The organism is Paraburkholderia sp. IW21 (genome assembly GCF_041321145.1).
Classification (GTDB): Bacteria; Pseudomonadota; Gammaproteobacteria; order Burkholderiales; family Burkholderiaceae; genus Paraburkholderia.
In genome coordinates this window covers 126,788-153,291 of the sequence record NZ_JBGGWA010000006.1, presented here as the reverse complement: position 1 = coordinate 153,291, position 26,504 = coordinate 126,788, and the positions used below count along the sequence as shown (strand labels likewise).

General features: G+C 62.3%; 24 protein-coding genes and 2 pseudogenes. 8 read left to right on the top strand and 18 right to left on the bottom strand.

Annotated elements, in window-relative coordinates; genetic code table 11:
• The first annotated feature begins 45 nt into the window (after nucleotides 1-45).
• On the top strand, nucleotides 46-831 hold the full coding sequence (locus ACAX43_RS16435) for a fumarylacetoacetate hydrolase family protein (RefSeq protein WP_370709464.1): 786 nt from the start codon (nucleotides 46-48) through the stop codon (nucleotides 829-831).
• Nucleotides 828-1,466 (top strand): NAD(P)(+) transhydrogenase (Re/Si-specific) subunit beta, encoded by a 639-nt coding sequence (locus ACAX43_RS16430; protein ID WP_370709463.1) that lies wholly within the window; start codon nucleotides 828-830, stop codon nucleotides 1,464-1,466. The genes ACAX43_RS16435 and ACAX43_RS16430 overlap by 4 nt, the downstream gene beginning before the upstream one ends.
• A 68-nt stretch (nucleotides 1,467-1,534) precedes the next feature.
• Here ACAX43_RS16430 and ACAX43_RS16425 read toward each other — a convergent pair whose 3' ends face one another.
• Both ACAX43_RS16425 and ACAX43_RS16420 read right to left on the bottom strand, forming a co-directional pair.
• Nucleotides 1,535-1,840 carry a hypothetical protein gene (locus tag ACAX43_RS16425; RefSeq protein ID WP_370709462.1) on the bottom strand — a complete coding sequence of 102 codons (306 nt, stop codon included), beginning with the start codon at nucleotides 1,838-1,840 and terminating at the stop codon, nucleotides 1,535-1,537.
• Nucleotides 1,841-1,936: 96 nt separating this feature from the next.
• Nucleotides 1,937-2,884: a LysR family transcriptional regulator gene (locus ACAX43_RS16420; RefSeq protein ID WP_370709706.1), complete on the bottom strand. Its 948-nt coding sequence runs from the start codon at nucleotides 2,882-2,884 to the stop codon at nucleotides 1,937-1,939.
• A 365-nt stretch (nucleotides 2,885-3,249) separates the two neighbouring features.
• On the opposite strand from ACAX43_RS16420, the gene oxlT reads away from it, so the two are divergent.
• From oxlT to ACAX43_RS16405, 3 genes and pseudogenes are all read left to right on the top strand, one after another.
• A complete protein-coding gene (gene oxlT / locus ACAX43_RS16415) occupies nucleotides 3,250-4,593 on the top strand; it encodes an oxalate/formate MFS antiporter (RefSeq protein WP_370709461.1) in 1,344 nt (447 codons plus the stop codon).
• Nucleotides 4,594-4,623: 30 nt separating this feature from the next.
• A pseudogene (locus tag ACAX43_RS16410) lies at nucleotides 4,624-4,905 on the top strand (LysR family transcriptional regulator); the annotation flags it as partial.
• Nucleotides 4,906-5,039: 134 nt separating this feature from the next.
• Nucleotides 5,040-6,491, top strand: a complete 1,452-nt coding sequence (locus tag ACAX43_RS16405) for an aldehyde dehydrogenase family protein (RefSeq protein ID WP_370709705.1) — start codon at nucleotides 5,040-5,042, stop codon at nucleotides 6,489-6,491.
• Nucleotides 6,492-6,549: 58 nt separating this feature from the next.
• Here ACAX43_RS16405 and ACAX43_RS16400 read toward each other — a convergent pair whose 3' ends face one another.
• From ACAX43_RS16400 to ACAX43_RS16385, 4 genes are all read right to left on the bottom strand, one after another.
• Complete coding sequence (locus ACAX43_RS16400) at nucleotides 6,550-7,527, bottom strand: 2-dehydropantoate 2-reductase (RefSeq protein WP_370709460.1); 978 nt, start codon at nucleotides 7,525-7,527, stop codon at nucleotides 6,550-6,552.
• Between the two features lie 266 nt (nucleotides 7,528-7,793).
• Nucleotides 7,794-8,414 (bottom strand): LysE family translocator, encoded by a 621-nt coding sequence (locus ACAX43_RS16395; protein WP_370709459.1) that lies wholly within the window; start codon nucleotides 8,412-8,414, stop codon nucleotides 7,794-7,796.
• Nucleotides 8,415-8,554: 140 nt separating this feature from the next.
• Nucleotides 8,555-9,094 (bottom strand): hypothetical protein, encoded by a 540-nt coding sequence (locus tag ACAX43_RS16390; RefSeq protein ID WP_370709458.1) that lies wholly within the window; start codon nucleotides 9,092-9,094, stop codon nucleotides 8,555-8,557.
• 174 nt (nucleotides 9,095-9,268) lie between these two features.
• Nucleotides 9,269-9,853: a YigZ family protein gene (locus ACAX43_RS16385; RefSeq protein WP_370709704.1), complete on the bottom strand. Its 585-nt coding sequence runs from the start codon at nucleotides 9,851-9,853 to the stop codon at nucleotides 9,269-9,271.
• Nucleotides 9,854-10,137: 284 nt separating this feature from the next.
• On the opposite strand from ACAX43_RS16385, the gene ACAX43_RS16380 reads away from it, so the two are divergent.
• On the top strand, nucleotides 10,138-10,605 hold the full coding sequence (locus ACAX43_RS16380) for a glutathione S-transferase family protein (RefSeq protein WP_370709457.1): 468 nt from the start codon (nucleotides 10,138-10,140) through the stop codon (nucleotides 10,603-10,605).
• 22 nt (nucleotides 10,606-10,627) lie between these two features.
• Here ACAX43_RS16380 and ACAX43_RS16375 read toward each other — a convergent pair whose 3' ends face one another.
• The 6 genes from ACAX43_RS16375 to ACAX43_RS16350 all read right to left on the bottom strand — a co-directional run bounded on the left by ACAX43_RS16375 (nucleotide 10,628) and on the right by ACAX43_RS16350 (nucleotide 17,758).
• Nucleotides 10,628-10,885 carry a DUF2866 domain-containing protein gene (locus ACAX43_RS16375; RefSeq protein WP_370709456.1) on the bottom strand — a complete coding sequence of 86 codons (258 nt, stop codon included), beginning with the start codon at nucleotides 10,883-10,885 and terminating at the stop codon, nucleotides 10,628-10,630.
• 231 nt (nucleotides 10,886-11,116) lie between these two features.
• Nucleotides 11,117-12,580 carry a catalase gene (locus tag ACAX43_RS16370; protein ID WP_370709455.1) on the bottom strand — a complete coding sequence of 488 codons (1,464 nt, stop codon included), beginning with the start codon at nucleotides 12,578-12,580 and terminating at the stop codon, nucleotides 11,117-11,119.
• A gap of 191 nt (nucleotides 12,581-12,771) precedes the next feature.
• Nucleotides 12,772-14,508 carry a peptidoglycan D,D-transpeptidase FtsI family protein gene (locus tag ACAX43_RS16365; protein WP_370709454.1) on the bottom strand — a complete coding sequence of 579 codons (1,737 nt, stop codon included), beginning with the start codon at nucleotides 14,506-14,508 and terminating at the stop codon, nucleotides 12,772-12,774.
• A gap of 409 nt (nucleotides 14,509-14,917) precedes the next feature.
• Nucleotides 14,918-16,459 carry a methyl-accepting chemotaxis protein gene (locus tag ACAX43_RS16360; protein WP_370709453.1) on the bottom strand — a complete coding sequence of 514 codons (1,542 nt, stop codon included), beginning with the start codon at nucleotides 16,457-16,459 and terminating at the stop codon, nucleotides 14,918-14,920.
• 335 nt (nucleotides 16,460-16,794) lie between these two features.
• Nucleotides 16,795-16,947: a hypothetical protein gene (locus ACAX43_RS16355; protein WP_370709452.1), complete on the bottom strand. Its 153-nt coding sequence runs from the start codon at nucleotides 16,945-16,947 to the stop codon at nucleotides 16,795-16,797.
• Nucleotides 16,948-17,053: 106 nt separating this feature from the next.
• Nucleotides 17,054-17,758 carry a PIG-L family deacetylase gene (locus tag ACAX43_RS16350; protein WP_370709451.1) on the bottom strand — a complete coding sequence of 235 codons (705 nt, stop codon included), beginning with the start codon at nucleotides 17,756-17,758 and terminating at the stop codon, nucleotides 17,054-17,056.
• A 366-nt stretch (nucleotides 17,759-18,124) separates the two neighbouring features.
• On the opposite strand from ACAX43_RS16350, the gene ACAX43_RS16345 reads away from it, so the two are divergent.
• Entirely contained in the window at nucleotides 18,125-18,502 is a 378-nt protein-coding gene (locus tag ACAX43_RS16345) for a helix-turn-helix domain-containing protein (protein ID WP_370709450.1), read from the top strand.
• On the top strand, nucleotides 18,499-19,797 hold the full coding sequence (locus tag ACAX43_RS16340; protein ID WP_370709449.1) for a type II toxin-antitoxin system HipA family toxin: 1,299 nt from the start codon (nucleotides 18,499-18,501) through the stop codon (nucleotides 19,795-19,797). The genes ACAX43_RS16345 and ACAX43_RS16340 overlap by 4 nt, the downstream gene beginning before the upstream one ends.
• Nucleotides 19,798-19,881: 84 nt before the next feature.
• On the opposite strand, the gene ACAX43_RS16335 is transcribed toward ACAX43_RS16340, so the two are convergent.
• The 6 genes and pseudogenes from ACAX43_RS16335 to ACAX43_RS16310 form a co-directional block, all read right to left on the bottom strand.
• Nucleotides 19,882-21,336, bottom strand: coding sequence for a UdgX family uracil-DNA binding protein (locus ACAX43_RS16335; RefSeq protein ID WP_370709448.1), 1,455 nt, complete (start codon nucleotides 21,334-21,336; stop codon nucleotides 19,882-19,884).
• A gap of 135 nt (nucleotides 21,337-21,471) precedes the next feature.
• Nucleotides 21,472-22,059: an NTP transferase domain-containing protein gene (locus tag ACAX43_RS16330; RefSeq protein WP_370709447.1), complete on the bottom strand. Its 588-nt coding sequence runs from the start codon at nucleotides 22,057-22,059 to the stop codon at nucleotides 21,472-21,474.
• Between the two features lie 182 nt (nucleotides 22,060-22,241).
• A pseudogene (locus ACAX43_RS16325) lies at nucleotides 22,242-22,454 on the bottom strand (hypothetical protein); the annotation flags it as partial.
• Nucleotides 22,455-22,579: 125 nt separating this feature from the next.
• Nucleotides 22,580-23,263, bottom strand: coding sequence for a Fe2+-dependent dioxygenase (locus tag ACAX43_RS16320; RefSeq protein WP_370709446.1), 684 nt, complete (start codon nucleotides 23,261-23,263; stop codon nucleotides 22,580-22,582).
• On the bottom strand, nucleotides 23,260-24,072 hold the full coding sequence (locus ACAX43_RS16315; RefSeq protein ID WP_370709703.1) for a tetratricopeptide repeat protein: 813 nt from the start codon (nucleotides 24,070-24,072) through the stop codon (nucleotides 23,260-23,262). Before ACAX43_RS16315 ends, ACAX43_RS16320 begins: the two co-directional genes overlap by 4 nt.
• 10 nt (nucleotides 24,073-24,082) lie before the next feature.
• Nucleotides 24,083-26,335, bottom strand: a complete 2,253-nt coding sequence (locus ACAX43_RS16310) for a TonB-dependent receptor (RefSeq protein WP_370709445.1) — start codon at nucleotides 26,333-26,335, stop codon at nucleotides 24,083-24,085.
• Between the last annotated feature and the right edge of the window lie 169 nt (nucleotides 26,336-26,504).

The window sequence follows — 26,504 nt, the reverse complement described above, 5'->3', positions numbered from 1 at the left end:
TAGAAGAGCGAAGAACATCGCGCCAGTGCACTCAAGGAGCGACGTATGGATACGTGGATGCGTTTCATGTCGAGCGACGGTGGCTTCGTGTTCGGCCGGGTCGAAGGCGGCTATTTGCACGAATACGAAAGTCTCGATCAACCGCGGCCGACCGGCGCTGTGCTGTCGACACGCGCGCTCACGCCGCTTGCGCCCTGCGCGCCCGGCAAGATCGTTGCGCTGTGGAACAACTATCACGCGCTGGCAGCGAAGCTCGACAAACCTGTGCCGGCGCATCCGCTATTTCTGATGAAGCCGGCGGGCTCGGTGATCGGTTCGGGTGAACCGATCCGGCGGCCGCTCAGTTACGCGGGCAAGATCGTCTACGAAGGCGAACTCGGTATCGTGATCGGACGGCGCTGCCGCGATGCGAGTGTCGAAGAGGCGGCGGAATCGATCTTCGGTTATACGCTCGTCAACGATGTGACCGCAGCCGATCTGCTGAACGAGAATCCACACTTTGCGCAATGGGTCCGCGCCAAGGGGTTCGATACGTTCTGCTGCATCGGACCTTCAATCGTCTCCGGTTTCGACTGGCGTACGGCGCATCTCGTGACGATGCTCGACGGTGTGGAGCGGCAGAACTATCCGCTCGACGATATGGTTTTTTCGCCTGCCGAGCAGGTGAGCCTGATTTCACAAGACTTGACGCTCGAACCGGGTGATGTGATCGCGTGCGGCACGTCAGTGGGCGTTGGCTCGATCAAGGATGGCTCGACGGTCACGATCACGATCGACGGGATCGGTACGTTAAGCAACACGTTGGCTGCCGCGTGTGAGGTGGCGGTATGACTCGACGGCCGCAGCTCGTCGCGCTGCTCGGCAGTGGTATAGGGCTCACGGCCATGTCGGGCGGCTTTGCGCGCTATCTCTCGTCGACGGCGCAGGCGCATGTCGAGCGCATCGAGCTGTATGCCACGGTGTTCATCGGTGCGTTGATTTTCGCCACGTCCACGATCGCATTCTGCAAACTGCGCGGCGCGCTGGCGTTGAACGCGGCGGCGCGTCCCGGCCATGGCATCGTCAATCTGCTCGCGCTGCTGCTGTGTGGCTGGCTCGGTTATGGCTTCGTCACTGAACAGGCGCAGCCGTTCGGATTTGCCGCGCTGCTTGCGATGAGCGCGCTTGCTGCTGCGTTAGGCGCGCATTTGATGGTCAGCCGCGACTACTCGAGAGATCACGATGCGCACGCTCACGCGTTCGCCGGACGTTGCCACGGCTCAACGGTTGCGCGGCAAGGGCTGCTGGCACGCGTCGAATGGCATGGTGGCGAAGACCAGACCTGGGCGCTGCGTGAGATCGCGCCGGACATGGCGCGCACGGCAGCGTATCGGTACCATCGCAGCCCGAATAACAGTGATGGAATGAAGCGGCGGAAACGCGTGAGCGCCCGTCACCGCTTTGCGCATCGCGCCATGCGCCCTTAAAGATGAATACACGGACGCCCCCGATGGCAGGCATGGCGAATGGCGGAATCGTCGTCCCGCCGAAGCCCTTAGTCACCGGCTGTCGCGAATTCGCTGTAGTACTGGGTCTTTTTGCTGAGGATCATTTGCGCAAGAAACTCGGCGTCGTACGCCCGGTGAAGATGCGCGTGAAACCGCTCGATGTAGGCAGTGATGCGTGCTGTTTCGCTGTTGAATTCCTTGAGCACATCGAGCGTCGCACGGTCCCAGCGGAACCGCAGGCCAAGGTCGCTGAAAGCGGCGTTGTAGGCGCTCAGATGCGCATCGTCGGGGCTGTCCGTGGCAACGCGGGCAGTGCGCGTGCCGGTATGAGACACAACCGAAGCATGGTTCATGATCGGCCTCCTGGGCTGACAAGTGTTGGAACTCACTTGCAGCATAGGGATACTGATCAATTTGCAATAGTTAAAGTTTTATTGGATTTCCATAACCTACCGCTTATAGACGCTCAATTCCTTCACGCGTGTGATCTTCTCGATCAGGCTCGCGCCTTCTTCCATCAGGAAGCGTTTGAAGGCGACCGCAACCGGCGGCAGACGCTTGTTCTTTCGATGCACGACGTACCAGTTGAGCATGACCGGAAAACTCTCGACATCGAGCACGACCAGATGGCCGAGCTGCAACTCGAGACTGATCGTATGCGCGGACAGGAACGCAATGCCCATGCCGGCGATTACGGCCTGCTTGATCGTCTCGGTGCTCTTGATCTCCATGGCGATCTTCAGATTGGCGAGACGGCCGGCAAAGCCTTCTTCCATCGAATTCCATGTGTCCGAGCCGCGCTCGCGCACGATGAAGGCCTCGCTCGCCAGCTGGTTCATCTTGATGTTGCGCTTGTGCGCGAGCGGATGCGTGGGCGCCGCCACGATCACATAAGGGTGCGGCGCGAACGGCTCGTTGGTCGCGTCGGTTTCGTGCGGCGGCCGCACCATCACCGCGAGATCGGTCTGATTGGTTGCGAGCTGATGCAACAGCTCCTCGCGATTATGCACTGCGAGATTGAGCACGACTCCGGAGTAGCGCCGGGTGAATTCGGCCAGCAGGCGCGGAAAGAAGTAGTCGCCGGCGCTGATCACCGCGACATTCAGCTTGCCGCCGGAGACGCCCTTGAGCTGACTCATTGCTTCGTCGACTTCATGGAACTGCTGAATGATCGCGCGGCTGTAGTGGAGCATCTCCGTGCCGGCCGGCGTCAGATAGATTTTTTTGCCGAGCTGCTCGAACAGTGGCAGTCCCGCGTGTTCTTCGAGTTGCCGGACCTGCGTGGAAACGGCCGGTTGCGTCAAATGCAATTCTTCCGCGGCACGCGAGAAGCTCAGATGGCGCGCCACGGTTTCAAAGACCTTCAGTTGCCGCAGAGTCGCATTGCGCATCGTGATGGCCGATGTATAAGCAAACGTGAATCAACATAATAACAAACTTTAATTATTAGTAATTCAGCAATGACCCTAGCATGGGTCTGTATAAGGCGGAATTGCCGGCGCAGCACTCGGGTTAACGCTTGAATTCAAGGGTCGGCGGGGCAGGCAGGCAAAAGTTGAGGCGGTCCGGATGCTTATTGATCGGAATAAAGCAGGGACCTGAAAGGCAAAGATTCAAGCAGTGCGCTTTTAAAGAATGCGGCTTAAGACGCAAATATTAAATATTCCCGAATGGCACGGCTATTCGGGTCATAACCATAAGGTGAGACACATACGGTGCGGCGTGCGGGCGGCTGCACCAACAAATCGCGGAGACAAGGCTCATGGACGATATCACTCAGCAAACCACGGCGCGCGTATTCTGGGCGAACCGTTGGTGGCAGCTCGTCATCGGCATGATGTGCATGGCATTGGTGGCCAATCTGCAATATGCATGGACGTTGTTCGTCACGCCGATGAATGCGCGACATCACTGGGGTCAAGCCTCCATTCAACTCGCCTTCGCGATCTTCATCCTCACTGAAACATGGCTCGTGCCAGTGGAGGGCTGGCTGGTCGACAAGTTCGGGCCGCGCCCGGTGGTCGCCGGCGGTGCGGTGTGCGCCGGCCTCGCCTGGGTCATCAATTCTTATGCGACTACCTTGCCGATGCTGTATGTGTCAGCGGTCATTGCCGGGATCGGTGCGGGCGGCGTGTACGGCACGTGCGTGGGCAATGCGCTGAAATGGTTTCCTGATCGCCGTGGTCTCGCGGCCGGTCTGACTGCCGCGGGCTTTGGCGCCGGCGCAGCCGTGACGGTTATTCCGATTGCCAACATGATCACGCGTACGGGTTACGAGCACACCTTCTTTTTCTTCGGCATCCTGCAGGGCGTATGCATACTGGCGCTCGCGCTGCTCTTGAAGAAACCGAACTTGCGCGTCCAAGTCGCGACGAAGAAGAAAAAGTTCGCGGTCACCCAGGTCGACTACACGCCGGGCCAGATGATCAAGACGCCGGTGTTCTGGGTGATTTACGCGTCATTCGTCGCGGTGGCGGCGGGCGGCCTGATGGCGACCGCGCAGATCGGCCCGATCGCGAAAGACTGGGGACTCGCGCGCATTCCGATGACGATCTTCGGCATGACCTTGCCGTTGCTCACCGCCACGCTTTCTATCGACAACGTCTGCAACGGCTTTACTCGTCCACTGTGCGGATTCATCTCGGACAAGCTCGGCCGCGAAAACACGATGTTTGTGATCTTCATCGGCGAGGGCCTCTCGTTGCTTGGCCTGATGCAGTACGGCACCAACCCCTATGCGTTCATGACGTTCGCTGCGCTGATCTTCCTGTTCTGGGGCGAGATCTTCTCGATCTTTCCCGCGATTTGCGCCGATACGTTCGGCAGCAAATATGCGGCGGCCAACGCGGGCACGCTTTACACGGCGAAGGGCACGGCGTCGCTGCTGGTGCCGATTGCTTCGGTGCTGTCGGCTACCGGCGGCTGGAGTCTCGTCTTCATCGTCTCCGCCGTCGTTACGATCGCCGCGGGCATCTCGGCGAAGTTCATTCTCGCGCCGATGCGCTCGCGCTGGATCGAATCGCACAATGAGCCCCAGGGCGTGCTCGCCGTCGCCGGCAGCAAGGGCTCGCGCCTGAGCCACTGGCCTGAGCAGACAGGGGAATAGGGTGAGGGGTCCACTTCCGGCGGCGACGTCATGAACGTTTCGTTGCAGCAACTCAAGGTGTTTGTCGCTGTCGCACGTGAGCGGAGCTTTACGCGTGCGGCGCGCGAGTTCGATCTGACGCAATCGGCGCTGAGCCGCTGTGTGCGAGAACTCGAAGATGCGGTCGGATTGAAACTGTTCGACCGCACCACCCGCCAGGTAGAACTGACTAATGCAGGTGCGAGCCTTGAACGACGGATTGGCCGCCTGCTGGATGAGATCGAATTGACGTTGCGCGAAGAGCGTGCTGCTTACGACGCGCACACGGGGCTCCCTCAGACCCAACGCCGCAGCGGCTTGGGCGCCGTTCGCCGCACCCGCCGGTGAGGCTTCGAATGCTGCCGGCGCGGCGCCGTCCGCTTCTCTGCCGGTCAGTCCATGCAACATCCCACGCAAGGAGCTTCATGATGGAAACTGAAACCGACCTCAGGCGCCATGATCTGCTGATCGATGGCAAGCGCTTGCCGCCAGGTACCGGCGAATATACTGTCGACATCAACCCGGCCACCGAAGAGCCGATCGCGCTCGTTGCACAAGGCAGTGCCGCCGATGTGGATACCGCGGTGCATGCGGCACGCGCCGCGTTGAAAGTGTGGAACGCGATACGGGCAGCCGAGCGCGGGCGCATCCTGGCCCGCCTCGCCGGCCTGATGCGCGAGAATCTGGAAGAGCTCGCCGCGCTCGAAAGCCTCGACGCCGGCAAGCCGATCTCCGCGGTGATGCGCCAGGATATTCCGGCAGCGATCGATACGCTCGAATACTACGCAGGCTGGTGCGACAAGATCAACGGCCAGGTGGTGCCGGTGCGTCCCGATGCCTTGACGTACACGCTGCGCGAACCGGTCGGTGTGGTTGCAGCGATCGTGCCGTGGAATTTCCCGCTGATGATCGGCATGTGGAAGATCGCACCTGCGCTGGCGTGCGGTTGCACGCTGATCGTCAAGCCTGCGGAGATTACGCCGCTGACCGCGTTGCGCATCGGCGAACTCGCGCTCGAAGCGGGCGTACCGCCGGGAGTACTGAATATCGTCACCGGCAAGGGACGCGTGGTCGGCGATGCGCTGGTGGCCCATCCCGGCGTCGATAAGGTGACTTTCACGGGCTCGCCTTCCGTGGGGCGCGGCATTCTGCAGGGCGCGGCCGGCAACTTCAAGCGCGTGACGCTGGAGCTCGGCGGCAAGTCCGCGAACCTTATTTTCCCGGATGCGAATCTCGACAACGCAGTGCGGGCCGCCGCGTCGGGAATTTTCTTCAACACGGGCCAGGTTTGTTCGGCGGGCTCGCGCATTCTTGCGCATCGCGACGTTTACGACGAAGTTGTCGAACGTCTCGCGGCGCGCGCGAAGTCGATCAAGGTCGGCGATCCGGCGGCGCGCGAAACGTCGATGGGGCCGCTCATCTCCGCGGCGCAAATGAAGACCGTGCTCGGCTATGTCGAGGCAGGGCGATCCGAAGGAGCATCGCTCGTGACTGGCGGTGCGCGGGTGGGCGAGCGTGGCTTTTTCGTCGAGCCGACGGTGTTCGCCGACGTCGAGCATGAAATGCGCATTTCGCAGGAGGAGATTTTCGGACCGGTGGCGAGCGTGATTCGTTTCAACGACGAAGCCGATGCGATCCGTATCGCCAATGGCACGTTGTATAGCCTCGCGGCCGGTGTATGGAGCGCGGATATCGGCCGTGTGCATCGGGTTGCGCGTGACCTGAGAGCGGGAACCGTGTGGATCAATACCTATGGCTATACCGATGTGCGCTTGCCTTGGGGTGGTTCCGGCGATTCCGGCTTTGGCCGCGAGCACGGCGACGTAGCGATTGAAAACTTCACCGAGCCGAAGGCGGTGTGGCTGGCGATCGATCAATAGCGGTGTCGAAAAAGGATCGAGCGCAAAACGCGTTCGATCCTTTTCTGCGGTTGGGAAATCAATCGCCCAGCAATGCCATGCGCTCGCGCAGTTTGACCAGGGCGAGCACGACGTCGATGGTCGGCGTGGGCTCGGCCACGAGGCGGCCCATTTCCTGCACCACCGTCAACAGCGGATCGATTTCCATCGGACGGCGGTTTTCCAGGTCGACCAGCGTCGAGGTTTTATGTGCGCCGACCGCGCCCGCACCGTCGATGCGTTTTTCCACGTCGACGCGAAAATGCACGCCGAATTGCTCCGCAATGCGCTTGGCTTCCAGCATCATGGTGCGAGATACCGCACGCGTGCCGGGGTCGCTGGTGAGGACATCGAGCGTGGCGTGGGTCAATGCGCTGATGGGATTGAAGCACAGGTTGCCCCACAGCTTGAGCCAGATTTCGTCGCGGATATTGTCGCGAATCGGCGCATCGAAACCTGCCGCCTGCATGATCTCGTGCAACTGCTGAATGCGCGGCGTGCGTTCGCCGCCTGGCTCGCCGATCGGGAATTTTTTGCCGTACACGTGCTTGATGACGCCCGGTTCGACGATCTCGGCAGCGGGATACAGCACGCAGCCGATCGCGCGTTCGGGGCCGAGCTTCGTCCATTGGCCGCCGTCCGGATCGATGCTGGCGAGCCGCGTGCCGGCGAATTTGCCGCCGTGCCGATAAAAGTACCAATAGGGAATGCCGTTGACGCCGGTGACGATCGCCGTGTGTTTGCCGAGGAGCGGTTGCATCGCATCGACCACGCCGGGCAGCGAGTGTGCCTTCAGCGTGACGATCACGAAGTCCTGCACGCCAAGCTCACGCGGGTCGGACGTGCAGTGCACCGGTGCGCTGAACGTCTCGCCGTCCATGATCAGGCGCGCGCCGTGTTCGCGCATTGCCGCGAGATGCGCGCCGCGCGCGACGAAACTCACATCGGCGCCGGCGCGCGCCAGTTGCACGCCCATCAAACCGCCAATCGCTCCCGCTCCGAAGATGCAGATCTTCATGATGCCGCCCCTGTGACAATGAGAAGTCGCTTGCCCGTTGCCGCGTATTGCTATGCCGCGGCGGCGGGTCATTCTTCGAGCATAAGAGCGCAGGACGATTGCCGATAGTTAAAGTTTCTGCGGCCGTGTATTCGCTATTGTTTATGGATGCGCTAAGGGGGTGGTTATCGTGCGTGGTTCAATGGCAGGAGAGTGTGCCGCACAGCCGCCATGCGGCCGGCGATATCGTTCGGTAAGCTTAGTATTTTTGCTTTCGGCAACGGCGTTTATGTCCGCCGAACCAGCAAAAAGCTCACGCCGATCAACGCCAGAAACGCTCCGCAGCAGCGGTTGAACCAGCGTCTGACCTTTGCGCGAACCAGCCACTTGCCAAGGTGCATGCCGGCCCAGGAGTAGAGCGCGATTGCCACCCACTCAAGCACCAGAAAGCTCGCGCCGAGTACCGCGAACTGCGGCAGCATCGGTTTGGCGATGTCGACGAACTGCGGCAAAAATGCGGTGAAAACCAGAATGGCCTTCGGATTGCCCGCCGCCACGAGGCACTCTTGCCGCGCGATCCGCCAGAGAGAGGCGTCGTCCTGTTGGCTATTATCGATCGCTGGGGCGTCGCTGCGCCACAATTGGATCGCAAGCCAGATCAGATACGCGGCGCCGGCCAGCTTGATCGCAAGAAAGAACCACTCGGATGCGTGCAGCACGACGGCGAGGCCGGTCGCGGCCAACACCAGCATCAATGCGAACGCGACGAGCCGGCCGGTGCCTCCGACGAACGCCCTCACGAAACCGTGGCGGGCGGCGACGTTGATCGAGAGAAGGTTGTTCGGGCCGGGCGCGAGGTTGATCGCGAAGCAGGCGGGCAGGAAGAACAGCCAGGCGGTAAGGGACATGACGGCTCGCACGGAGAAGGGGACGGGTTGCAACGAATCGGGTTCGCGAGGCGGGAGGTGCCCATCACGCCCTGATTCCGTGTTTCCCGCATTTCCCGATTGTAGCGAAACGGCGAGACGTGCCGATTCAGTTCGTCCGTTCAATTCACCGATTTGACGAAACCGGGGTCGCTGATCAATGCATCGACGCTCAGCTTGACCGTGTCTTCGATGGCGATGGTATTACTGGTGAATTTTGGCGACTTCTGCCGGACCGTCTTGGTGGTTGCGAACACAACCTTCTGGGTCGCGGCGTCGGTAACGACGTAGCGCATTTTCAGCGTCCAGAACGCCGGCGACCGCGCGTCGTCCACCGTGAACTTCTCGATGCTGCCGCTCAGAACCTTCTTGCCTTCGGTGAGATGAAAGCCGGCGACTTGAAGGCTGCTCACGATGCCGTTGCGCACTGCTTCGTTGATATCGTTTTTTAGCACGATGCCGGTCATCGCGGTGTTTTCGATCCGGTTCGGCGAAACGAGCCCGCTGCGAGCCGGCATATAGGCGAAATCGCGGGCGGGGGCGACGCTGAGCCAGCCGGTTGAATGCACGGTCACGCGCGATGGGCTATTCAGGCCGAACCACGACCACGAGCAGGCGGACAGCATCAAGGGCAGTGCGACAGCGCCGCAACCCTTGAGCACAGCGGATCTCAGGGCCGGGCATGCGGGGCTGAGCGATTGCCGCGGAGACTGGCTCTGTTGCGGCGACTCAGGCGCTGTACTGGAAGAAGCGGTCGAGGTCAGAGGCATTGCCTTTCAAGTTGAGTCATTCCGGTACACAGCAGCATGGTAACAGCGAGCGAGGAGGGCAAACCATCAAAAAAACCCGGCTTTCCCTTGGGTCATGTCCACCAATGCGAGGCGTGCATCATCGACCGCATTGACGGGTAGCCGGACCGTCATCTTCACCAGCATCCCATAAGCACTCTCCACGAGCGCGTACCCTTCAGCCTCGATCCATCTTCGCACTTTCGCCTCATCGGCGTAACCGACCTCGACGATCAGCGAAACCTGAGCAATCCTCTCCACCCGCGGCGCGTCCAGCAGCGCCGAAGCAATCGCATCGGTATACGCTCGCACCAACCCGCCGGCGCCCAGCTTCACCCCACCGTAATAGCGCACGACGGCCGCCAGCACGCCGTCCAGGTCATGATGCCGCAGCACTTCGAGAATCGGCCGGCCTGCCGTTCCGGACGGCTCGCCGTCGTCGGACATACCCGACTGGCCGCCGGCCAGCAGCGCCCAGCACACATGCGTCGCGGCAGGATGCTCGTCGCGCAAACGACGCAACTCGGCCATCGCGGCGTCGCGGTCGGCGACCGGTACCGCATGCGCAATAAAGCGGCTCTTGCGAATCTCAAGTTCAGCAGTCAGCGCCGCAGGCAAGGTATAGGTGGGCAAGGCGAAAGACTTCAGTAGATGAAAAATGCGGACCGCACGCGCGGCCCCGTGTGCCCGCAATGGTAACGGATCGCCGATGCGCCGAAGCACAATCTGTGTGTCGCCCGTGCAGGGCCTCGCGCTGGTGTCGCCCGCGCGGGCGCGCAACGCAAGGCTGTGCAAAATCGCCGACGCGAGCTTGGCGAGGAGTGGGGGTTGCGCATCGGCGGCCAACTCGCCCGTGGCCTGCGCCATCGCTAGCCGCCGGCCTCGATATAACGCTCAAGCGTGCTTAGATACAACGCATGTTTGTCGCCGAATGCGCCATAGAGGCTCGGGCGATCCTGCCTTATGTGGCCCGTTATCCGGCCGCACGGCTTGCGCCTGCCGCAGGCACGGCGCAGCGTGCGCAACTGCAGCAATGGCTGGGTTTTATCAGCACGGAGTTGCACAACGCGGTGTTCGTGCCGCTGCTCGATGCACGTGCGCCCGAGGACGTTAAGCACTACGCGCGCGACAAGGCCGCGTTGCGGCTTGGCGTTCTGCAAGATCATCTGGCGCAAAACGAGTATTTGCTTGACGGGTTTAGCGTGGGCGATGCCTATCTCGTCACCGTGCTGAACTGGGCATCGTATGGCGGCATCGATTTTTCGCAATGGCCCGCAGTTGCTGCTTACTACAAGAGGTTGATGCAGCGCCCGAGTGTCGCAAAAGCCGCCGCGGAAGAAATCGCGCTATATCAGGAGGAAGTGGCGAGGCGCGCGAAAAGCTGACGGCAGGTGGCCCTCTGAGGGATTAGTCGTCGCTGCGCTGGCAGAAGCGGCGCCCCGGAATGTGCGACACGACCGCCTGCGCGATTTCAAGTGGTGTGCTTTCCGCAGGCACCACGCGGCGGCTCGATTCGGGGGTGTGTTTCATGGTCCATTCGACGAGTCGGTACGAGCGTCCCCAAGGGGGCTGTAGAGGGTCCGAGACCTTGCACGAGTGGATCTGGCGCACCCATTCGTTGCCGGGCATCGCGCGCAAATGCTCGAATACCGTGTCTTCAACCATTGTTTGACTCCTCCTTCGCAGGCATGCTGTCCATCTTTCGGCGCCTCGGCGACACCCCTGGAAAAAAGCGCCGCCGATGTTCTGGCGGCTCAACAGGGGAGGTTATGCGCCATAGTTACAGGTAAGAATTAAGCCAAACTTAAGATCGTGGATAAACGCCGGTATTGGGCCGCCCCCGCTAAACCGCTGGTTTCGCGGGCGCGATGTGACAAGCCCCGATGTGGCAAGCACTTAAGGCAGCGCCGTTTCCGAAACCGGCGGCTTTTTGCCGAGTTCCTTCTTCACCCCTTCCGCATAACTCGGGTCGACCTTTTCGAATAGCGCCAGTTGCCGGTCGACGATTTCTTTCGGCACGCCCGCCATCGCTTCCGCGATATTCCGGAAGAAGCGCTCGCGATGAGCCGTGTCGAACAGTGTGTACAGCGCCCGCGCATGGCTGTAGTAGTCGTCGTCCTCGCGATGGTTGTAGCGCTGGATCGTGCCCTCCACGGCGAGCGGCGGCTCGTTCACCGACGCATCCTGCGGAAACGCCCCGAACCGGTTTGGCTCATAGTTCGGCGTACTGCCGAGATTGCCGTCCGTGCGCATGCCGCCCTCGCGATGATAGGTGTTCACGCTCGCCGTGCGCGGCGCATTCACCGGAATCTGATGGTGGTTGATGCCGAGCCGGTAGCGATGCGTGTCGCCATAAGAGAAGAGACGGCCCTGCAACAGACGATCCGGTGAGAAGCCAATGCCCGGCACGATATTGGCCGGCGTGAATGCCGATTGCTCGACGTCCGCGAAATAGTTTTCCGGGTTCCTGTTGAGTTCGAGCACGCCGACATCGATCAGCGGAAATTCCTTGTGCGACCACACCTTGGTGATGTCGAACGGATTTTCCCGGCGCGAGTGCGCTTCGGCTTCCGTCATGACCTGAATGCAGAAGCGCCATTGTGGGAAGTTCTTCTTTTCGATCTGCTCGAACAGATCGCGCTGCGCGCTTTCGCGATCGCGGCCGATCACTTCATTGGCTTCGGCATTCGTATAGTTTTCGATGCCCTGTTTCGACTTGAAGTGGAACTTCACGTAGAAGCGTTCGTTATGCGCGTTGATCAGCGAGAACGTATGCGAGCCGAAGCCGTGCATCTGCCGATAATTCTTCGGAATGCCGCGATCGCTCATCAGGATCGTGATCTGATGCAGCGATTCCGGATTGCGCGACCAGAAGTCCCATACCGCGTTCGCGTCGCGCAGATTGGTTTGCGGATTGCGCTTTTGCGTGTGAATGAAATCGGGGAACTTGAGCGGGTCGCGAATGAAAAACACGGGCGTGTTATTGCCGACGATGTCCCAGTTGCCTTCCTCGGTATAGAACTTGATCGAGAAGCCGCGCACGTCTCGTTCCGCATCGGCCGCGCCGCGTTCGCCCGCGACGGTCGAGAAGCGCATGAACGCGGGCGTGACCTTGCCGACTTCGAAGACTTTGGCTTTGCTGTAGCGGGTGATGTCGTGCGTAATGGTGAGCGTGCCGAATGCGCCTGAGCCTTTGGCATGCACGCGGCGTTCGGGAATGACTTCGCGGTCGAAGTGGGCGAGTTTTTCGATCAGCCAGAAGTCTTGCAGCGTGATCGGGCCGCGCGGGCCGACGGTTTCGGAGTTCTGGTTATCGCCGACCGGTGCACCGGCCGCGGTCGTCAACGTTCGATTCGTCATGGCTCTTCCTTAGCTTGCTTGCGGGGGAATGCGCCGGCCCGTCGTGGCGGCCGATGCGCAACGAGACGCTGGATGCCAGTTCGTGCAGCGCGAGGGCTAGTCTAACAAGGCTTGTTGCGGGTGGGTCGATGGAACGTTGAAGACAGGCGTGATCCATGCCGGATGCATGCATTCGCGGTGGGCCTTTCGTCTCACGCATCCGGCGGCACCCCCAGCAACTGCAGTGCACCGCCGGTGACGCCGCTAAACACCGGCCCGGCGACCGTCCCACCATAGAATGCCTTGCCGGCCGGATCGTCGATCATCACGGCGACGATCAGACGCGGATCGCTCATCGGCGCCATGCCGACAAACAGCGCGCGGTAACGGTTTTTCGCGTAAGTCGCGCCGATCTGTTTGCGCGCCGTGCCGGTCTTGCCGCCGATCCGGTAGCCTTCCACCGCGGCCGCACGCCCTGTGCCGCCGGCGCCGGTGGCCATTTCAAGCATCGAGCGGATCGCGCGCGCGGTGGCGGGCGTGGTGACGGCATGGCCGTTGTCGCCGGACTGCGCCGCGCCTGCCGCACCCGTGTTCCCGTCATGACGCAACAGACTCACGTGATGCATCGTTCCGTCGCCGGCATAGGCGGTATAGACCTGCGCAATCTGCAGCAGCGAAGTGGACAGGCCATAGCCATACGCCATGGTCGCCTGTTCGATCGGGCGCCAGCGTTGGTACGGGCGCACCTTGCCCGAAGCGACGCCGGGAAAGGTCAGCTCGGGTCTCAAACCAAGTCCGTATTCCTGATACTTGTTCCAGATCTTTTCGGCGGGCAGATTCAGCGCGAGCTTGGCGAGCGCGATATTGCTCGACTTCTGCACGGCCTCGGCGACGGTCATCGCGCCGTGATTCGACGTGTCGTGAATCACCGCCGGGCCGATCTTGTACCAGCCCGGCGCGGTGTCGATGATGCTTTGCGGCCGCACCTTGCCCTCGTCGATGGAGAGCGCGACGACCACCGGCTTGATTGTCGAACCCGGCTCGAACGTGTCGACCACCGCGCGGTTGCGCAGTTGCCGTCCGGTCAGACGGGCGCGGTCGTTCGGATCGAAGCTCGGATAGTTCGCGAGCGCGAGAATTTCGCCGTTGCGCGCATCGAGCACGACCACGCTGCCGGCTTCGGCGTGATGCGTGGCAATGGCGTCCTTCAGTTGCGCGTAGGCGAGTTGCTGAATCCGCCGGTCGATCGTCAGGTGGATGGTGTCGCCGTTCTGCGCGGGCACGAGCGGCCGGGTCTCGGACACCACCCGGCCCAGACGGTCGCGGATCACTTCGCGCTGGCCGGGCGCGCCGAGCAACTGTTCGTTGGCGGCGAGCTCCACGCCCTCCTGGCCGTTATCCTCGATATCGGTGAAGCCGACCACGTGCGCCGCCGATTCGCCTTCCGGATAAAAGCGCTTTGAATCCGCGATTTGCGTGATGCCGGCGAGGCGCAGTTTGCCGAGGTGATCCGCGGTGTCGGCATCCACCTGGCGCTTGAGCAGCACGAAGGTTTTGTCGCCGTTCAGACGCCGGCGCAATTCAGCAAGCGGCAGGTCGAGAAGCTTCGAGAGCGGCGCGAAGGCGGCAGCGTCGATCAGCTTGGGCGTGGCCCAGATCTCGTAGGTCGCGAGGCTGACGGCGAGCATCGAGCCATTGCGATCGACGATGCGCCCGCGCGTTGCATCGAGTTCGATCGTGCGCTGATAGCGCTTTTGCCCCTGATCGACGTAGAAGTCCTGATTCACCACCTGCACCCAGAACGCGCGTCCCGCCAGCGACGCGAACGCGCCGAACACCAGCAGGACGATGAATTTCGAGCGCCACATCGGCAGGCGCGCGGCGAGCAACGGGTTCTTCGCGGCGGGCGCGTACGGATCGTGCGACTGCGATTTCTTCTTCTGGATCATGAGTGCGGAAAACCGACAGCGCTGCGTGAGCGAGAAACCGGCGTGGCCGGCGGCCTGGTGCGCGTGACTGTCGAGCGTGCTCCTCGAGTGAAAGCTGCCCGCGCGGGGCGTGCAGCGGGATTAATCGGCGCATGCCGCAGCAGCCGAAGCGGCTCCGATTGTAATCAAAACGTAATATGAATGCGAGACCTATGCACGCGGATCGTGGCCGAGCAACATTGACCGCGGGTGCAGACGCAGTGGGCAAAAAAAACCGCGCGGACTTGAAAAATCCGCGCGGCTGGTTCGTTCGATTGATGCGTCGACTCCGACGCGGCGTGTTAAAGGGGCGCTCTCTGCCTGTCGAGCGCCTTCTTTTTTTGCCGCCCTTCTCCTCTTGGCATCGTGCTGCCGGAACGCATTTGGTGCTTCAAGCCGGCAAAGCGAAACTCGAGATCGCCTCGCGCAAGACACCCACCTGGTCCTTCAGCGAATGCGCCGCGGCGGCGGCTTCTTCGACGAGCGCCGCATTCTGCTGCGTGACCTGATCCATTTCGCCGACCGCGCGATTGACCTGTTCGATGCCCGCGCTCTGTTCGCGCGACGCGTTACTAATCTCCTCGAGGATTTCATTCACGCGACGCACCGACTGCACGATCTCGCCCATGGTCGACCCGGCGTTGGCGACCAGCGACGCGCCGGCTTCGACGGTATTCGTCGACGCTTCGATCAACGCCTTGATTTCCTTCGCGGCCGTGGCGGAGCGTTGCGCGAGACTACGCACCTCTGAGGCGACCACGGCGAAGCCGCGTCCCTGTTCGCCCGCGCGGGCCGCTTCGACCGCGGCGTTGAGCGCGAGGATGTTGGTTTGGAACGCGATGCCGTCGATCACGCCGATGATGTCGCCGATCTGCCGCGAGCTGGTGGTGATTTCACCCATCGTGCGAACCACGTCGTCGACCACGCGGCTGCCGCGCGTGGCCACATCCGCAGCCTGGCCGGCGAGTTGCGCCGCTTGCTGCGCGCTGTCCGCGTTCTGCTTCACGTTGACCGTCATCTGATCCATGCTCGACGCCGTTTCGACGAGCGCCGCAGCCTGTTCCTCGGTACGCTGCGAGAGGTCCGTGTTGCCGGCGGCGATTTCGGTCGCGCCGATATTGATGTTTTCGGTACCGAGACGCACGCGCGAAACGGTATCGACAAGACCGGCCTGCATCGTGTGGAGCGCGTGCAGCAGGCTACCCGCGTCGTCCGGTTGCACCGGCACGCGCGTGGCGAGGTTGCCGCGCGCCATGAGTTGGGCGGCTTCGACGGCGACTTCGAGATCGCCCCCGAGGGTGCGGCGGATGCTGCGCAATACCAGCAGCATGACGGCCGTGGCGATTGCGCCGAGCGTTACGGTGATGGCGAGCCAGCGCAGCAGATTCGCGTAGAACGCATTTTGAACGTCGTCCATATACATGCCGGTGACGATATACCAGTCCCAAGGCGCGAAGTGGACCGCGAAGCTGGTCTTCGCGACGGGCTTATCGCTGCCCGGCTTGGACCACAGATAGTCGATGAAGCCGCCGCCATCGTGATTGCCTGCGTTGACGATGTCGACGAACAGATGGTTGCCCGCCGGGTCGGCGAATTGCGCGAGGTTTTTGCCGACCAGTTCCGGCTTGATCGGATGCATCAGCATGACGGGCTGCGAGTCGTTGACGGAGATGTAGCCGTCTTTGCCGTAACGCATGGCGGCGAGCGTTTGGAGCGCCTGTTTCCTCGCTTCGTCTTCGGTGATCGTATGCTGCTGCGCGAGGGTGTAGTAGCGGTTGACCGTGTGATTGGCCTGGTCGATCAGCGAGGTCAGCTGATCGCGGCGGTCCGAGATCATCGACGCGCGATTTTGCCAGGCGCCGAAGCCGCCGATCAGGATCAGTCCGATCCAGAGGACCGCGATCATGGAGGCTAATTTTTTGTTCAGAGTCATAGCGATAGGTTTTTGCTTTCGCAAAGTGGTCGGTCAGGGGGGCTCGTTCGCTTGCAGCGATTGGCTTGTCGCCGACTGTGTTTACGGCGTCTGGCTGTTTTCTCCGCAGGGGAGGGGAAACCCGTTGTTTCTGGATTTATTTGTCTGACTAAACAGAATATTTGGTTTTAACGGCGGTATTTTTTTATTCGCTTCGCGGTGCTGTTTCCATGCCTTGTTATTGATTATTATTTTTTTCCCCTTTGTCGATTCACTGAAGCGGCACGTGTAGGTCAATGAGAAATAACGCGCCAAACCGCGCGTTCACTCGCGCGCCGGAGCATTGTTGCACGGCGTCACACCGGGTCTTTGTCCGGCGGTCCATCGGGCCGTTGCGGCTCCTCGGTGTGATGACCGGGTGACGGCGGTACCAACGGATCGTTTTCCGGGTCGCGGTTCGGATCGGCGTTCGGATCGGGAATCGGACTGGTATGCATGTCGTAGCTCATGGCATCACCTTTTAATTGAGAAGAGGGCGGTACGGCCGATGGTGCTCGCAGCACCTGGCCATAGGCCGTTCTCTTCAAGCGTAGGCGATTCAGCACGCCGCGCCCCTTACTTTTTCGCGCGGCGGCCTACGCTCAATTGCCAGTAACGTTCGGCGGCGAAAATATCGTCGTAATTGCCCGTGCCGAACGCGCGCAACTGGCTTTCGTAGGCGTTCACCGCTTCGCGTTTGAGTTGCGCCCGGCGCTGGACATCGATCGTATGGCCGGCGCTTGGATGGGCCGGCGTCGCCACGATGCCGCGTTGCGCGAGGTCGGCGAGCCGCGCCTGCACGACGCCGGGCGTGCAGCGGTGAATCGCTTCCTCGTAGGCGAACCAGGTGAGATGCGACAGACGCGGCAAGGTTTCGCAGCAAGCTTCGAACACCCGTACGTGGTCGTCGTGATGCAGGCCGAGCGGCATGAGCAGCGTGTTCGCGGTCGAGCGGTAGATGGTCTCTTCAAGCGCCGCCGCCAATCTGCTGATCGACGGCGAATCCAGGTACTGGCCGTCGCGAAACGGCATGCGCAGCGGAATCGCGTCGAGCACGTCGAGTGCGAGGTTGTCTTCGAGCGTGCGGGCGTGCATTGCCTGATGGGCGTTCGTGAAACCCGACCTTTCATCCCATGCGGTATGCATTTCCTGTTCGGGTGGCGCGGCGAACACCGTGCAGACCGCGGCATCGGGATGCGCGGCGAGCAATGCGCCGCAACTGAAGACGGCGTCGTCGAAATGGGGCGAGACGATAAAAAGGCGGGGGCTGGTTTCGCTCATGGGAGGAGGTGTTTTGGCGATGCGCGAGGGCCGCATTCGATGCTTCAATGTTGCGCAAGTTTCGCGGTGTCACATCAGCTTAGGCGGAAACGGCGCGATGGGTGAGATCGTTGTGCGCGGCGCAAGCGATATGCCTGGTCAAGGTGAGTCGGTGGCTACGATCGCTACGGGGAATGACTCGCTCAAGTCCAGTTATCGCTTGGGTGCCTGCGCGCACGAGTTGAGCACGTCGCCGCATTTATCGCTTACAAGTGAGCGATAAATCGACTTAAACGATCATATATGAGCGCTTAAGCGGATTTGCTTGACCACACAGGCTGCGTGCGGATAATGACATCATTGCTTGGAACAGGATTAACCGCTCACATGGACACTACAAAGCCAGATAATCGCTCACAAGTGAGCGCTAAGCGATTGCGGGATCCGCTCCCCGTGCCGGTTGCGCGCGCTCTGAAGAAGCTCGGTTCCGACCTCGCCCTGGCGCGGCGCCGACGGCGGCTGACCCAAGCGTCGCTGGCCGAGCGCATTCAGACGTCGGTGGCCACGCTGCGTCGCATGGAGCATGGAGACGAACGCATTCCTATCGGAACTATCGCACGGGCGTTTCTGGTGCTGGGCGAGCTCGGCCAGATCAACGGTCTGCTCGATACGGCCGCCGACGACATCGGATTAACTCTCATGAATCAACAACTGCCGCAGCGCATTCGCAAAAAGCGGGTCACGCCCGAGTCGGGAGCGCTATGAAGCAGCCTGTGTTGCAGCAGAGCGTCAGGGTGGCACTAGGTCAGGCCGCGCTTCCGGTCGGCACCCTGACCTTCAACAAGGATGGTGCACGTGAAAGCTCGACCTTCGCCTATAACGAGGGCTGGCTGAAATCGGCTGGCCGGTTCGAGATTTCGCCGGACCTGCAACTGATGGAGGGTCACCAGTTTCGCAAACCGCCCTCGAGGGATGACTCGATTTTCCACTTCGCGTTTGCGGACACCGAGCCTGATGGATGGGGATGCCGGGTCATCGCGCGTGACCATGCCAAGCGTCGCAGGGCGGCACAGAAGAAGGGTGAAGACGTCCCGCGCGCTGGGCTTACCGAGATGGACTACCTGCTGGGTGTTGACGACATGAGTCGCGTGGGTGCGCTGCGACTCGTTGACGACGCGGGCAACTACCTGCGCACCGCAGAAAACGGCGGCCGCGGTACGCCGCCGCTGCTCGAACTGGCGCAACTGATCGGCGCCACGCGGGCGGTTGAGATGAACAAGGAAACGGAGGCGGATTTGAAGTACCTGCGTGGTCGCGGGACGTCCCTCGGCGGCATGCGGCCCAAGTGCACTGTTTTTGATGAAGATGGCCATCCCGCCATCGGCAAGTTTCCGAGCATCAAGGACGACCGCAGCGTGACGCGCGGCGAGGTCCTTGCTCTTCATCTGGCCGCAGCCGCGGGTATAACGGTGGCGGAGTCGCGTATCGTCATGTCGGAAGACATCCCGGTGGCGCTCGTGCGTCGGTTTGACCGTGTCGCGGACGGAGGCCGGATTCCGTACCTCTCGGCCGGATCCATGCTGCAGGCCTCACGGCAAGAGGATCATAGCTATACCCAGATAGCTGACTGCATCATCGCGCGTTGCGCCGACCCGAAGCGCGATCTTGAGGAGTTGTGGCGGCGACTTGTGTTCAATCTGCTTATCACTAACGTCGACGACCACGTGCAGAACCATGGTTTCCTGCACGTTGAGCACGGGCAGTGGCGGCTCGCACCGGCGTTCGACATCAACCCTTTCCCGGACAAGGACCCAGAGTTGAAGCTATGGCTGAATGAGGACTACGGCCCCGTCGACTCGATTGAGGCTGTGCTGAACGAAGCCCGCTACTTCAGGCTCGCTGCTGACGAGGCGAAGCGGGTCCTGGGCGAAGTCTACAACGCAGTGAGAGGCTGGAAGCGGGTCGCGAAGTCGGCGCCGGTCGGCATGACCGACGAAGACCTCGATGCCTTCGAGCCTGCATTCGAGAACAAGCAAATGGCGGCGGCAGCGCTGCTCTGAGTGCACGGTGCGCCGGCGGACCCACCGGCTGATTTTTGGCGGGCGTAGACGAGTGCCCGGCCGGCAGCGCCTCACGCGAGAAAGCTACGCCCCCTCCACCGCCAGCGCCGCCGCGTGGCTGAACGCCGTCACGATGGTCGCCACGACGTCGTCGCGCAACCTGGCGTCCGCGGTTCTCAGCGCATACGACGGATGCCAGGTCGGCACAATCAGGCGCCCGCCGTGGGCGATGGTTTGCCCGAGATATTCGGACAGATTCACGTGTGCGTCAGTCAACGCCTTCAGCGCGGTCGCGCCGAGCGTGACGACCACGCGCGGCGCGATTTGCGTCAGTTCTTTTTCCAGCCAGTACTGGCAAGCTTCGACTTCGCGGCGCACGGGTGTGCGATGGACGCGCTGCTCGGCGAGCGTTTCCCATTTGTAATGCTTGACGGCATAGGTCAGATACAGCGCCGCGCGTTCGAGACCGGCGCGCGCGAGCACGATGTCGAGCAGTTGACCGGCCGGCCCGGCGAAGGGCTCGCCGTGCTGATTCTCGTACTCGCCGGGCTGTTCGCCGACCACCATGATCGCCGCGTGTGCCGCCCCGGCACCCGCGACCGCTTGCTTCGCGTTGCGCCATAAGGCGCAGCGTCGGCAAGTGGCAAGCGGGCCCGTCGGCTCGCGTAATGGCGGCGTCGTCGCCGAATATTCGATTGGGGGCGTGTCGGGGACAGTGACGGGGGCACACTGCGCGCCGAGACGGCTGCGTGCGCGCGCGAGATGCGCGGGCAATGGCGGACCCGCCGGCGGCATTCTCCAGTAGCGCAACGGCACGGGCGACGGCTCGGCATTGAAGACGCTGGCGTAATGCGCGAGCCAGAGCGCTTCAGTGGGCTCGCTGGTGATGGCTTCGCCGGTCATGGCGCTTGCCGGTAAAGCTTGTGCGGCTTGCTCGTGTTCCTCTGCTGCCGGCCGGCCAATGCGCAGCAGCATGCCGTTCCAGAACGCCGCGCCCTGTGGCGTTGCCAGCATCCACGTGGAATCGCCCATGCGGGCGCCGACCCGCGCGGCGGCGCGCTCCAGCAGATCATGATGGGGCTCGTACCAGCCGACAAGTTCCGGTAGGCCCATCGACGGATCGCGGCGCCTGAATAGCGTGAGTATCACCAGATCGTCGGTTTCGTGTTCGACCACCCGGATGCGCTGATCGAGCAGCGCGCCGTCGGCGTCCTTCAGATCGACGACGTGACGCTCGCCATGGGTCCAGCGCCACAGGATGCGGTACAGCAGCGCCCAACGGTCCGGCGCGCGGAAACAGGCAGCCGTTTTCAGCCGGGCGAGGAGTTGGCGGGGAACCGCAGGGGCAGCGGAGGCAACGGGGACAACGGAGGCAACGGAGGCAACGGGGACAACGGCAAGGGCCACGTCCGTGACTGTGGCGCCCCCCTCTTCGGACTCGGCCCATTCGATTTGCGACGGCTCGACACCTTGCCGCAGCAGCGCTCGCGCGGCGCGCCGCCATGCGGCAAAAGATGGTTCGATCGGAATGCGTTGCATGCTGACGCGCCGTGGATGTGCGCAGGGTGATGCGCCAATCCATGCGGACAAAATACTGTATAAATATACAGTATGCGCCTAAACGCTCGCCTGAATCAAGCCTGCCGGCTCGCCGGCGCCTCGCTCGCGCGGAAGCTAAAGGTTGTGCAGATCTTCCGGCGTATCCACGTCGCGCAGAATCCCCGGATCGTCGACGTCCAGCCGCATCACGCTCTGCGACATCAACAGCGAGCGTGCGCCGGTATCGCCGTCGAGCGACAGCAGTGCCTCGCGGTGTGCGATGCCGAAGCCGACCGGATGGCCGCGCTGCCCCTGGTAAAACGGCGCGACGATCAAGGCGCCGCCGTCGAGCGCGCGCGCCACCGTTTCGATCGTAGTGACGGCGATGCGCGGCATGTCGGCGAGCGCGACGATCCAGCCTTCGGCCTCGGCGCTCGCCTCGATGCCGGCGGCGAGGCTCGCGCCCATGCCGCGTTCGGCATTGGCGGTGAACACCACGTCGCAACCGGCGTCGTTGAGGAGGCGGGCGAGGGCGTCCGAGCCTGGCCGCACGACGGCCACTACGCGGCTGACGACTCGCAGCATGCGATGTGCGGCTTCGTGGGCGACCGGCGTGCCGTCGGGCATGCAAGCCAGCAGTTTGTTGCGCAGGCCGTCCGGGTCGAAGCGTGAGCCGAAGCCGGCGGCGAGCAGCACGCCAGTGGCGAGCGAGGCGTAGGCCATAACAGGCACCGGTAGAAAGAATGAGACCGATTGTGCGGTGCAACGCATCGACAGGCAAGCGCCAATGCATACCCATGACTCACGCGGCGCCGCATCCCGGGGTTCTTCGCAACGACCCGCTTACCTCACACAACGATAATCCTCCCGCCAGGAAACGCCTCGGCGAATATGCGCGCCCTGTCTCACACCGGCATCGTCCCCATCACCTTGTCGAGCGTCACCGGCAGATCGCGCACGCGCACACCGGTCGCGTGATACACCGCATTCGCGATCGCCGCCGGCACGCCGGTGATGCCGATCTCGCCGATCCCGCGCACGCCGAGCGAATTGATGTGCGGATTCGGCTGATCGAGGAAAGTGATGTCGAACGAACCGATGTCGGCATTCACCGGCATGGCGCAGCGGCGGGCGTCAACCATGGACGTTGCGCCTAGCGAACTGGAGAGTAAATACTCGGAGGGGTCTTCATTCTGGGTACAGGAAGAAAGCCTGTTTTGCGCGGGACGAGTAGTCCGCCGCTTCAGGCGTCGGCCCAGCGGCGCAGCAGATTGTGATAAATGCCGGTGAGACTTACCACGGTTGCATCGTTTGAACCTTTCTCCGCAGCCAACCGTTGCACGTCGTTGTCGAGTTGAAACAGCATGGCGCGCTCGCCATCGTCGCGCACCATGCTCTGAATCCAGAAGAACGACGCGACCCGCACGCCACGCGTCACCGGACTCACGTGATGCAGGCTCGAAGCGGGGTAGAGCACCATGTCGCCGGCCGGCAGCCTGGCGCGATGCACGCCATAGGTGTCTTCGATGCACAGTTCGCCGCCCTCGTAAGTCTGCGGCTCGGCGAGAAACAGCGTGGCGGAAAGATCGCTGCGGATGCGGAAGTCGGTGCCGCGCAACTGGCGGATCGCGTTGTCCACATGGGTGCCGAAACCGTCGCCGCCTGCGTAGCGGTTAAAGAGCGGCGGAAAGACTTTCAGCGGCAATGCGGCGGAAAAGAAGCGTGGATTACGGCCGAGTGCGTCTTGAATCGCATCGCCCACCGCGCGCGCGGCGGCCGACCCTTCGGGCAATTGCTGGTTGCGCTTGGCCTGCGCCGATTGTTCGCCGGACGTGGCGTTGCCGTCGATCCATTGCGCCGCGTCGAGGATTTCCCGGCATTGGGCGACCTGCTGTTTGCTGAGCACGCCTTGCAGATGCAGCATCATGCGTGCGACTCCCGAGGTGGGCTCATCAGGGCGCTTATGTTCGCGCTTATGTCAGCGCTTATGTCCGCGTGTATCTCCGCGCTTAGGTCTTCAGCCAGCACGCGAAACGCCCGCACCGGCGAAGCGGCAAGCCACGCCCGCATCTTCGTGACGAACGCTGTCGTTGCCGAATGCGGCACTCGCCGTAACCACCCCAGCGCGGCTTGGGTCTCGCCGCGTTCGGCCAGCAGCCGCGCATAGTTGAACTGACCGCGAAAGTCGCCGCCAACCGCGGCACGCCGGTAATAGTCGAGCGCGATGGTTGCGTTCGCATCGACTTCCCAGCCGTCCTCGTAAAAGCTGCCGATAAAGTTGATCGACTTCGCGTGACCCATTTCGGCGGCGCGCCGGAACCACTGCAACGCCTGCGCGCGGTCGCACGCGACACCGTTGCCGAGCGCCAAAACCGACGCATAGTTGTACATACCCCAATCGAGTCCGGCCTGCGCCGCGAGGCGGTACCAATAGACGGCCACCGGCGCGCAGGCGGTCGTTCCCCAGCCGTGTTCGTAGAACCGGCCCAGCATGTTCATCGCCATCGGATGATCCTGCCGGGCTGCGTGCTTGAACCACGTCAAGGCTTCTTCGGCATTGCGTTCCACGCCGTGGCCGTCGAGCAGATACTGGCCGTACACCGCCTGCGCTTCGACGATACCGTTATGCGCGGCCGCCGCGACCCACGCGGCGGCCTGCGCGGGCGGCCCGGACAGAATCGCGGCGAGCTCGTCATGCGACACGCTCGCGAGCGCCTTCAGCGTCACCTGTTCCATCATGCCGTGCTCAATAATGCGCGTTGAGCGTCAGGAAAGCGGAGCGGCCGGCCGCGATCGAGGCGTAGTGCGCCGGATACGCCTGGTCGTAATACGTCCGGTTGAAAATGTTCTGCACGTTCAGTTGCAGATCGACCTTCTTGTTGATCCGGTACGTCGCCATGCCGTCGAAGCGCCAATAAGAAGGCACCGCGCGCAGATTGGCCGTGTCGCCATACACCTGCGACATGTAGAACGCGCCGCCGCCAATCGTGAACTTCGGCAGCACGTCGTAGTTGGTCCACAGGCTGATGCTGTTCTTCGGCGTGTTCGGGAACTGGTGGCCGTTATCCGACGTAGTCTTGCCGTTGTCGCGCAACTGGCTCTTCATGTAGGTGTAGCCGCCGAACACTTGCCACTTGCTGGTCAACTGACCGGCCACGCCGAATTCGAAACCTTGCACGCGTTTGTTGCCGACCATGGCGTATTCGTTGTTCGGCAGCGTGACGCGCGCGTTGGTCGTGTCGATCTGGAATAGCGCGCCCGTCAGCGAGAGGTGGTTGTTCAGCACATTCCACTTGGTACCGAGTTCGACGCTGCGGTTCTTTTCCGGTGCGAGCTGGTCCGCGTTCGCGCCGACGCCGCCACGGCCCGGCGTCAGCGATTGCGTTTCGCTGCCCTGTCCGAGCAGTGCGCCGGCCGGCGTCGACGAGGTCGCGATCGAGGCATACACGCTGCCGTTCGAAGCCGGCTTGAAGACGAGGCCGAACTGGTAGTTGAACAGCGTGTCGTCGCGCGAGGTGCGCTTGCCGCCGTTGGCGACCGTGTTGCGGAAATCGGTCGAGTAATCGTCGACGCGCAAGCCGACGTTGGCCTGCCAGCGCCGGGTGATTTCGATCGTATCGAACGCATACAGCGATTTCGTGGTGGTGCGCTGCTCGTTCGGATCGTTCGCTTTGCTAACCGAACCGGCCCACGGATCGTTCGGATTCGGCGACCACAGGCTCGTGCAGTTATAGCCCGACGCCGCGCCGATGCCCCTAGTTTTGCAGATCGCGCCGGTCGCCGCGGCGACGGCGTACGAATCGTTCACGCTGGTTTCGCGCGACAGTTCGAGGCCGGTAGTGAAGCTATGTTTCAGGAAACCCGTCTTGAACTCGCCGAACAGTTCAGTCTGGTTCGCGAGGCTGTAGACGTCGCTCGCACGCGTATTCGCGCGGCGCCACACCATGCCGTTCACGACGTTGCCCTGGCTGTCGTCGGGCTGCGTCCAGATGTAGTCCTGGGTGGACTTCGTATAACGCGTGGTGTTGCGGATCGTCAGATTGCTGTTGATGTCGTGTTCGACGCGCACCGTGCCGATGTCCGAAGCCGTCTTGCGGAAATCGCGGTCGATCAGGCCGTAGAAGTTGTGACGGTCCACATTGGCCGGATAGATCGTGTCGACGTTGGCCGGTTTGTTGGTGGTCGTGTAGAAGTACGGGATGCCGCTATCGGGCAGGTCGTCGGTCGAGAGGTGGTAGTAGCTCGCCGTGACGCGCGTCGGCGTGCCGAGGCCGTACGTGAACGACGGCGCGATGCCCCAGCGCTCGTTGTTGACCGCGTCGCGGCCGGGCACGTCGTTGTTGTGGCTCATCACGTTCAGGCGGAACGCCGCGTGATCGGCCATTTGCCAGTTGCCGTCGGCGGTGAAGCGGCGGTAACGGTCGGTGCCGAGGCCCGCGCTGCCGTCGGCGGAATTGCCTAGATGCGGGGTCTTGGTGATCAGGTTGATGCTGCCGCCCGCGCCGCCGCGGCCGCCGTAGGCGCCGTCCGACCCCTTGGTCACTTCGACGCTTTCGATGTTGAACACTTCACGCGTGGTCGCGCCGATGTCGCGCAAACCGTCGACGAAGGTGCTGCCCTGCGCGTCATAGCCGCGAATGAACGGCCGGTCGCCGAGCGGATTGCCGCCTTCGCCGGCCCCGAAGGTGATGCCCGGCACCGTGCGCAGTGCTTCCGTCAGCGTCGAGGCGCCGGTGCTTTTGATCAACTCCTGCGGAATCACGGTCACCGACTTCGGCGTATCGACCAGCGGCGCAGTGAATTTGACCGACGCCGAGTGGTCGGTCTTGAAGCCGTCGTCCGCCTGGCCTTGCACGGAGATCGGCGCGAGTTGAGCTTCCTTGTCGGGCGGCGGCGTCGTGCCGGCCGCGCCCTGCGCGAGGGCGGGGCCGGCCGCCAACATGCTGCACAGTGTCGTGCTGATCTTGCCGAGCTTCGGTTCGTCGGACCGCAACTTCATTTTTATCCCCGTCGTGATGAACTGGTGACCGGATGGCTATTGCCATTCTTACCCGGCCATTCCATGTTTATTACAAAGTGTTTTCGTCGGGCATTCTATGCAATATGTGTGTAATTGAGAAGCGTTCTCAATCAAAAAATCTTCGAAGAAGGCGTGAAGTAGATGCGAC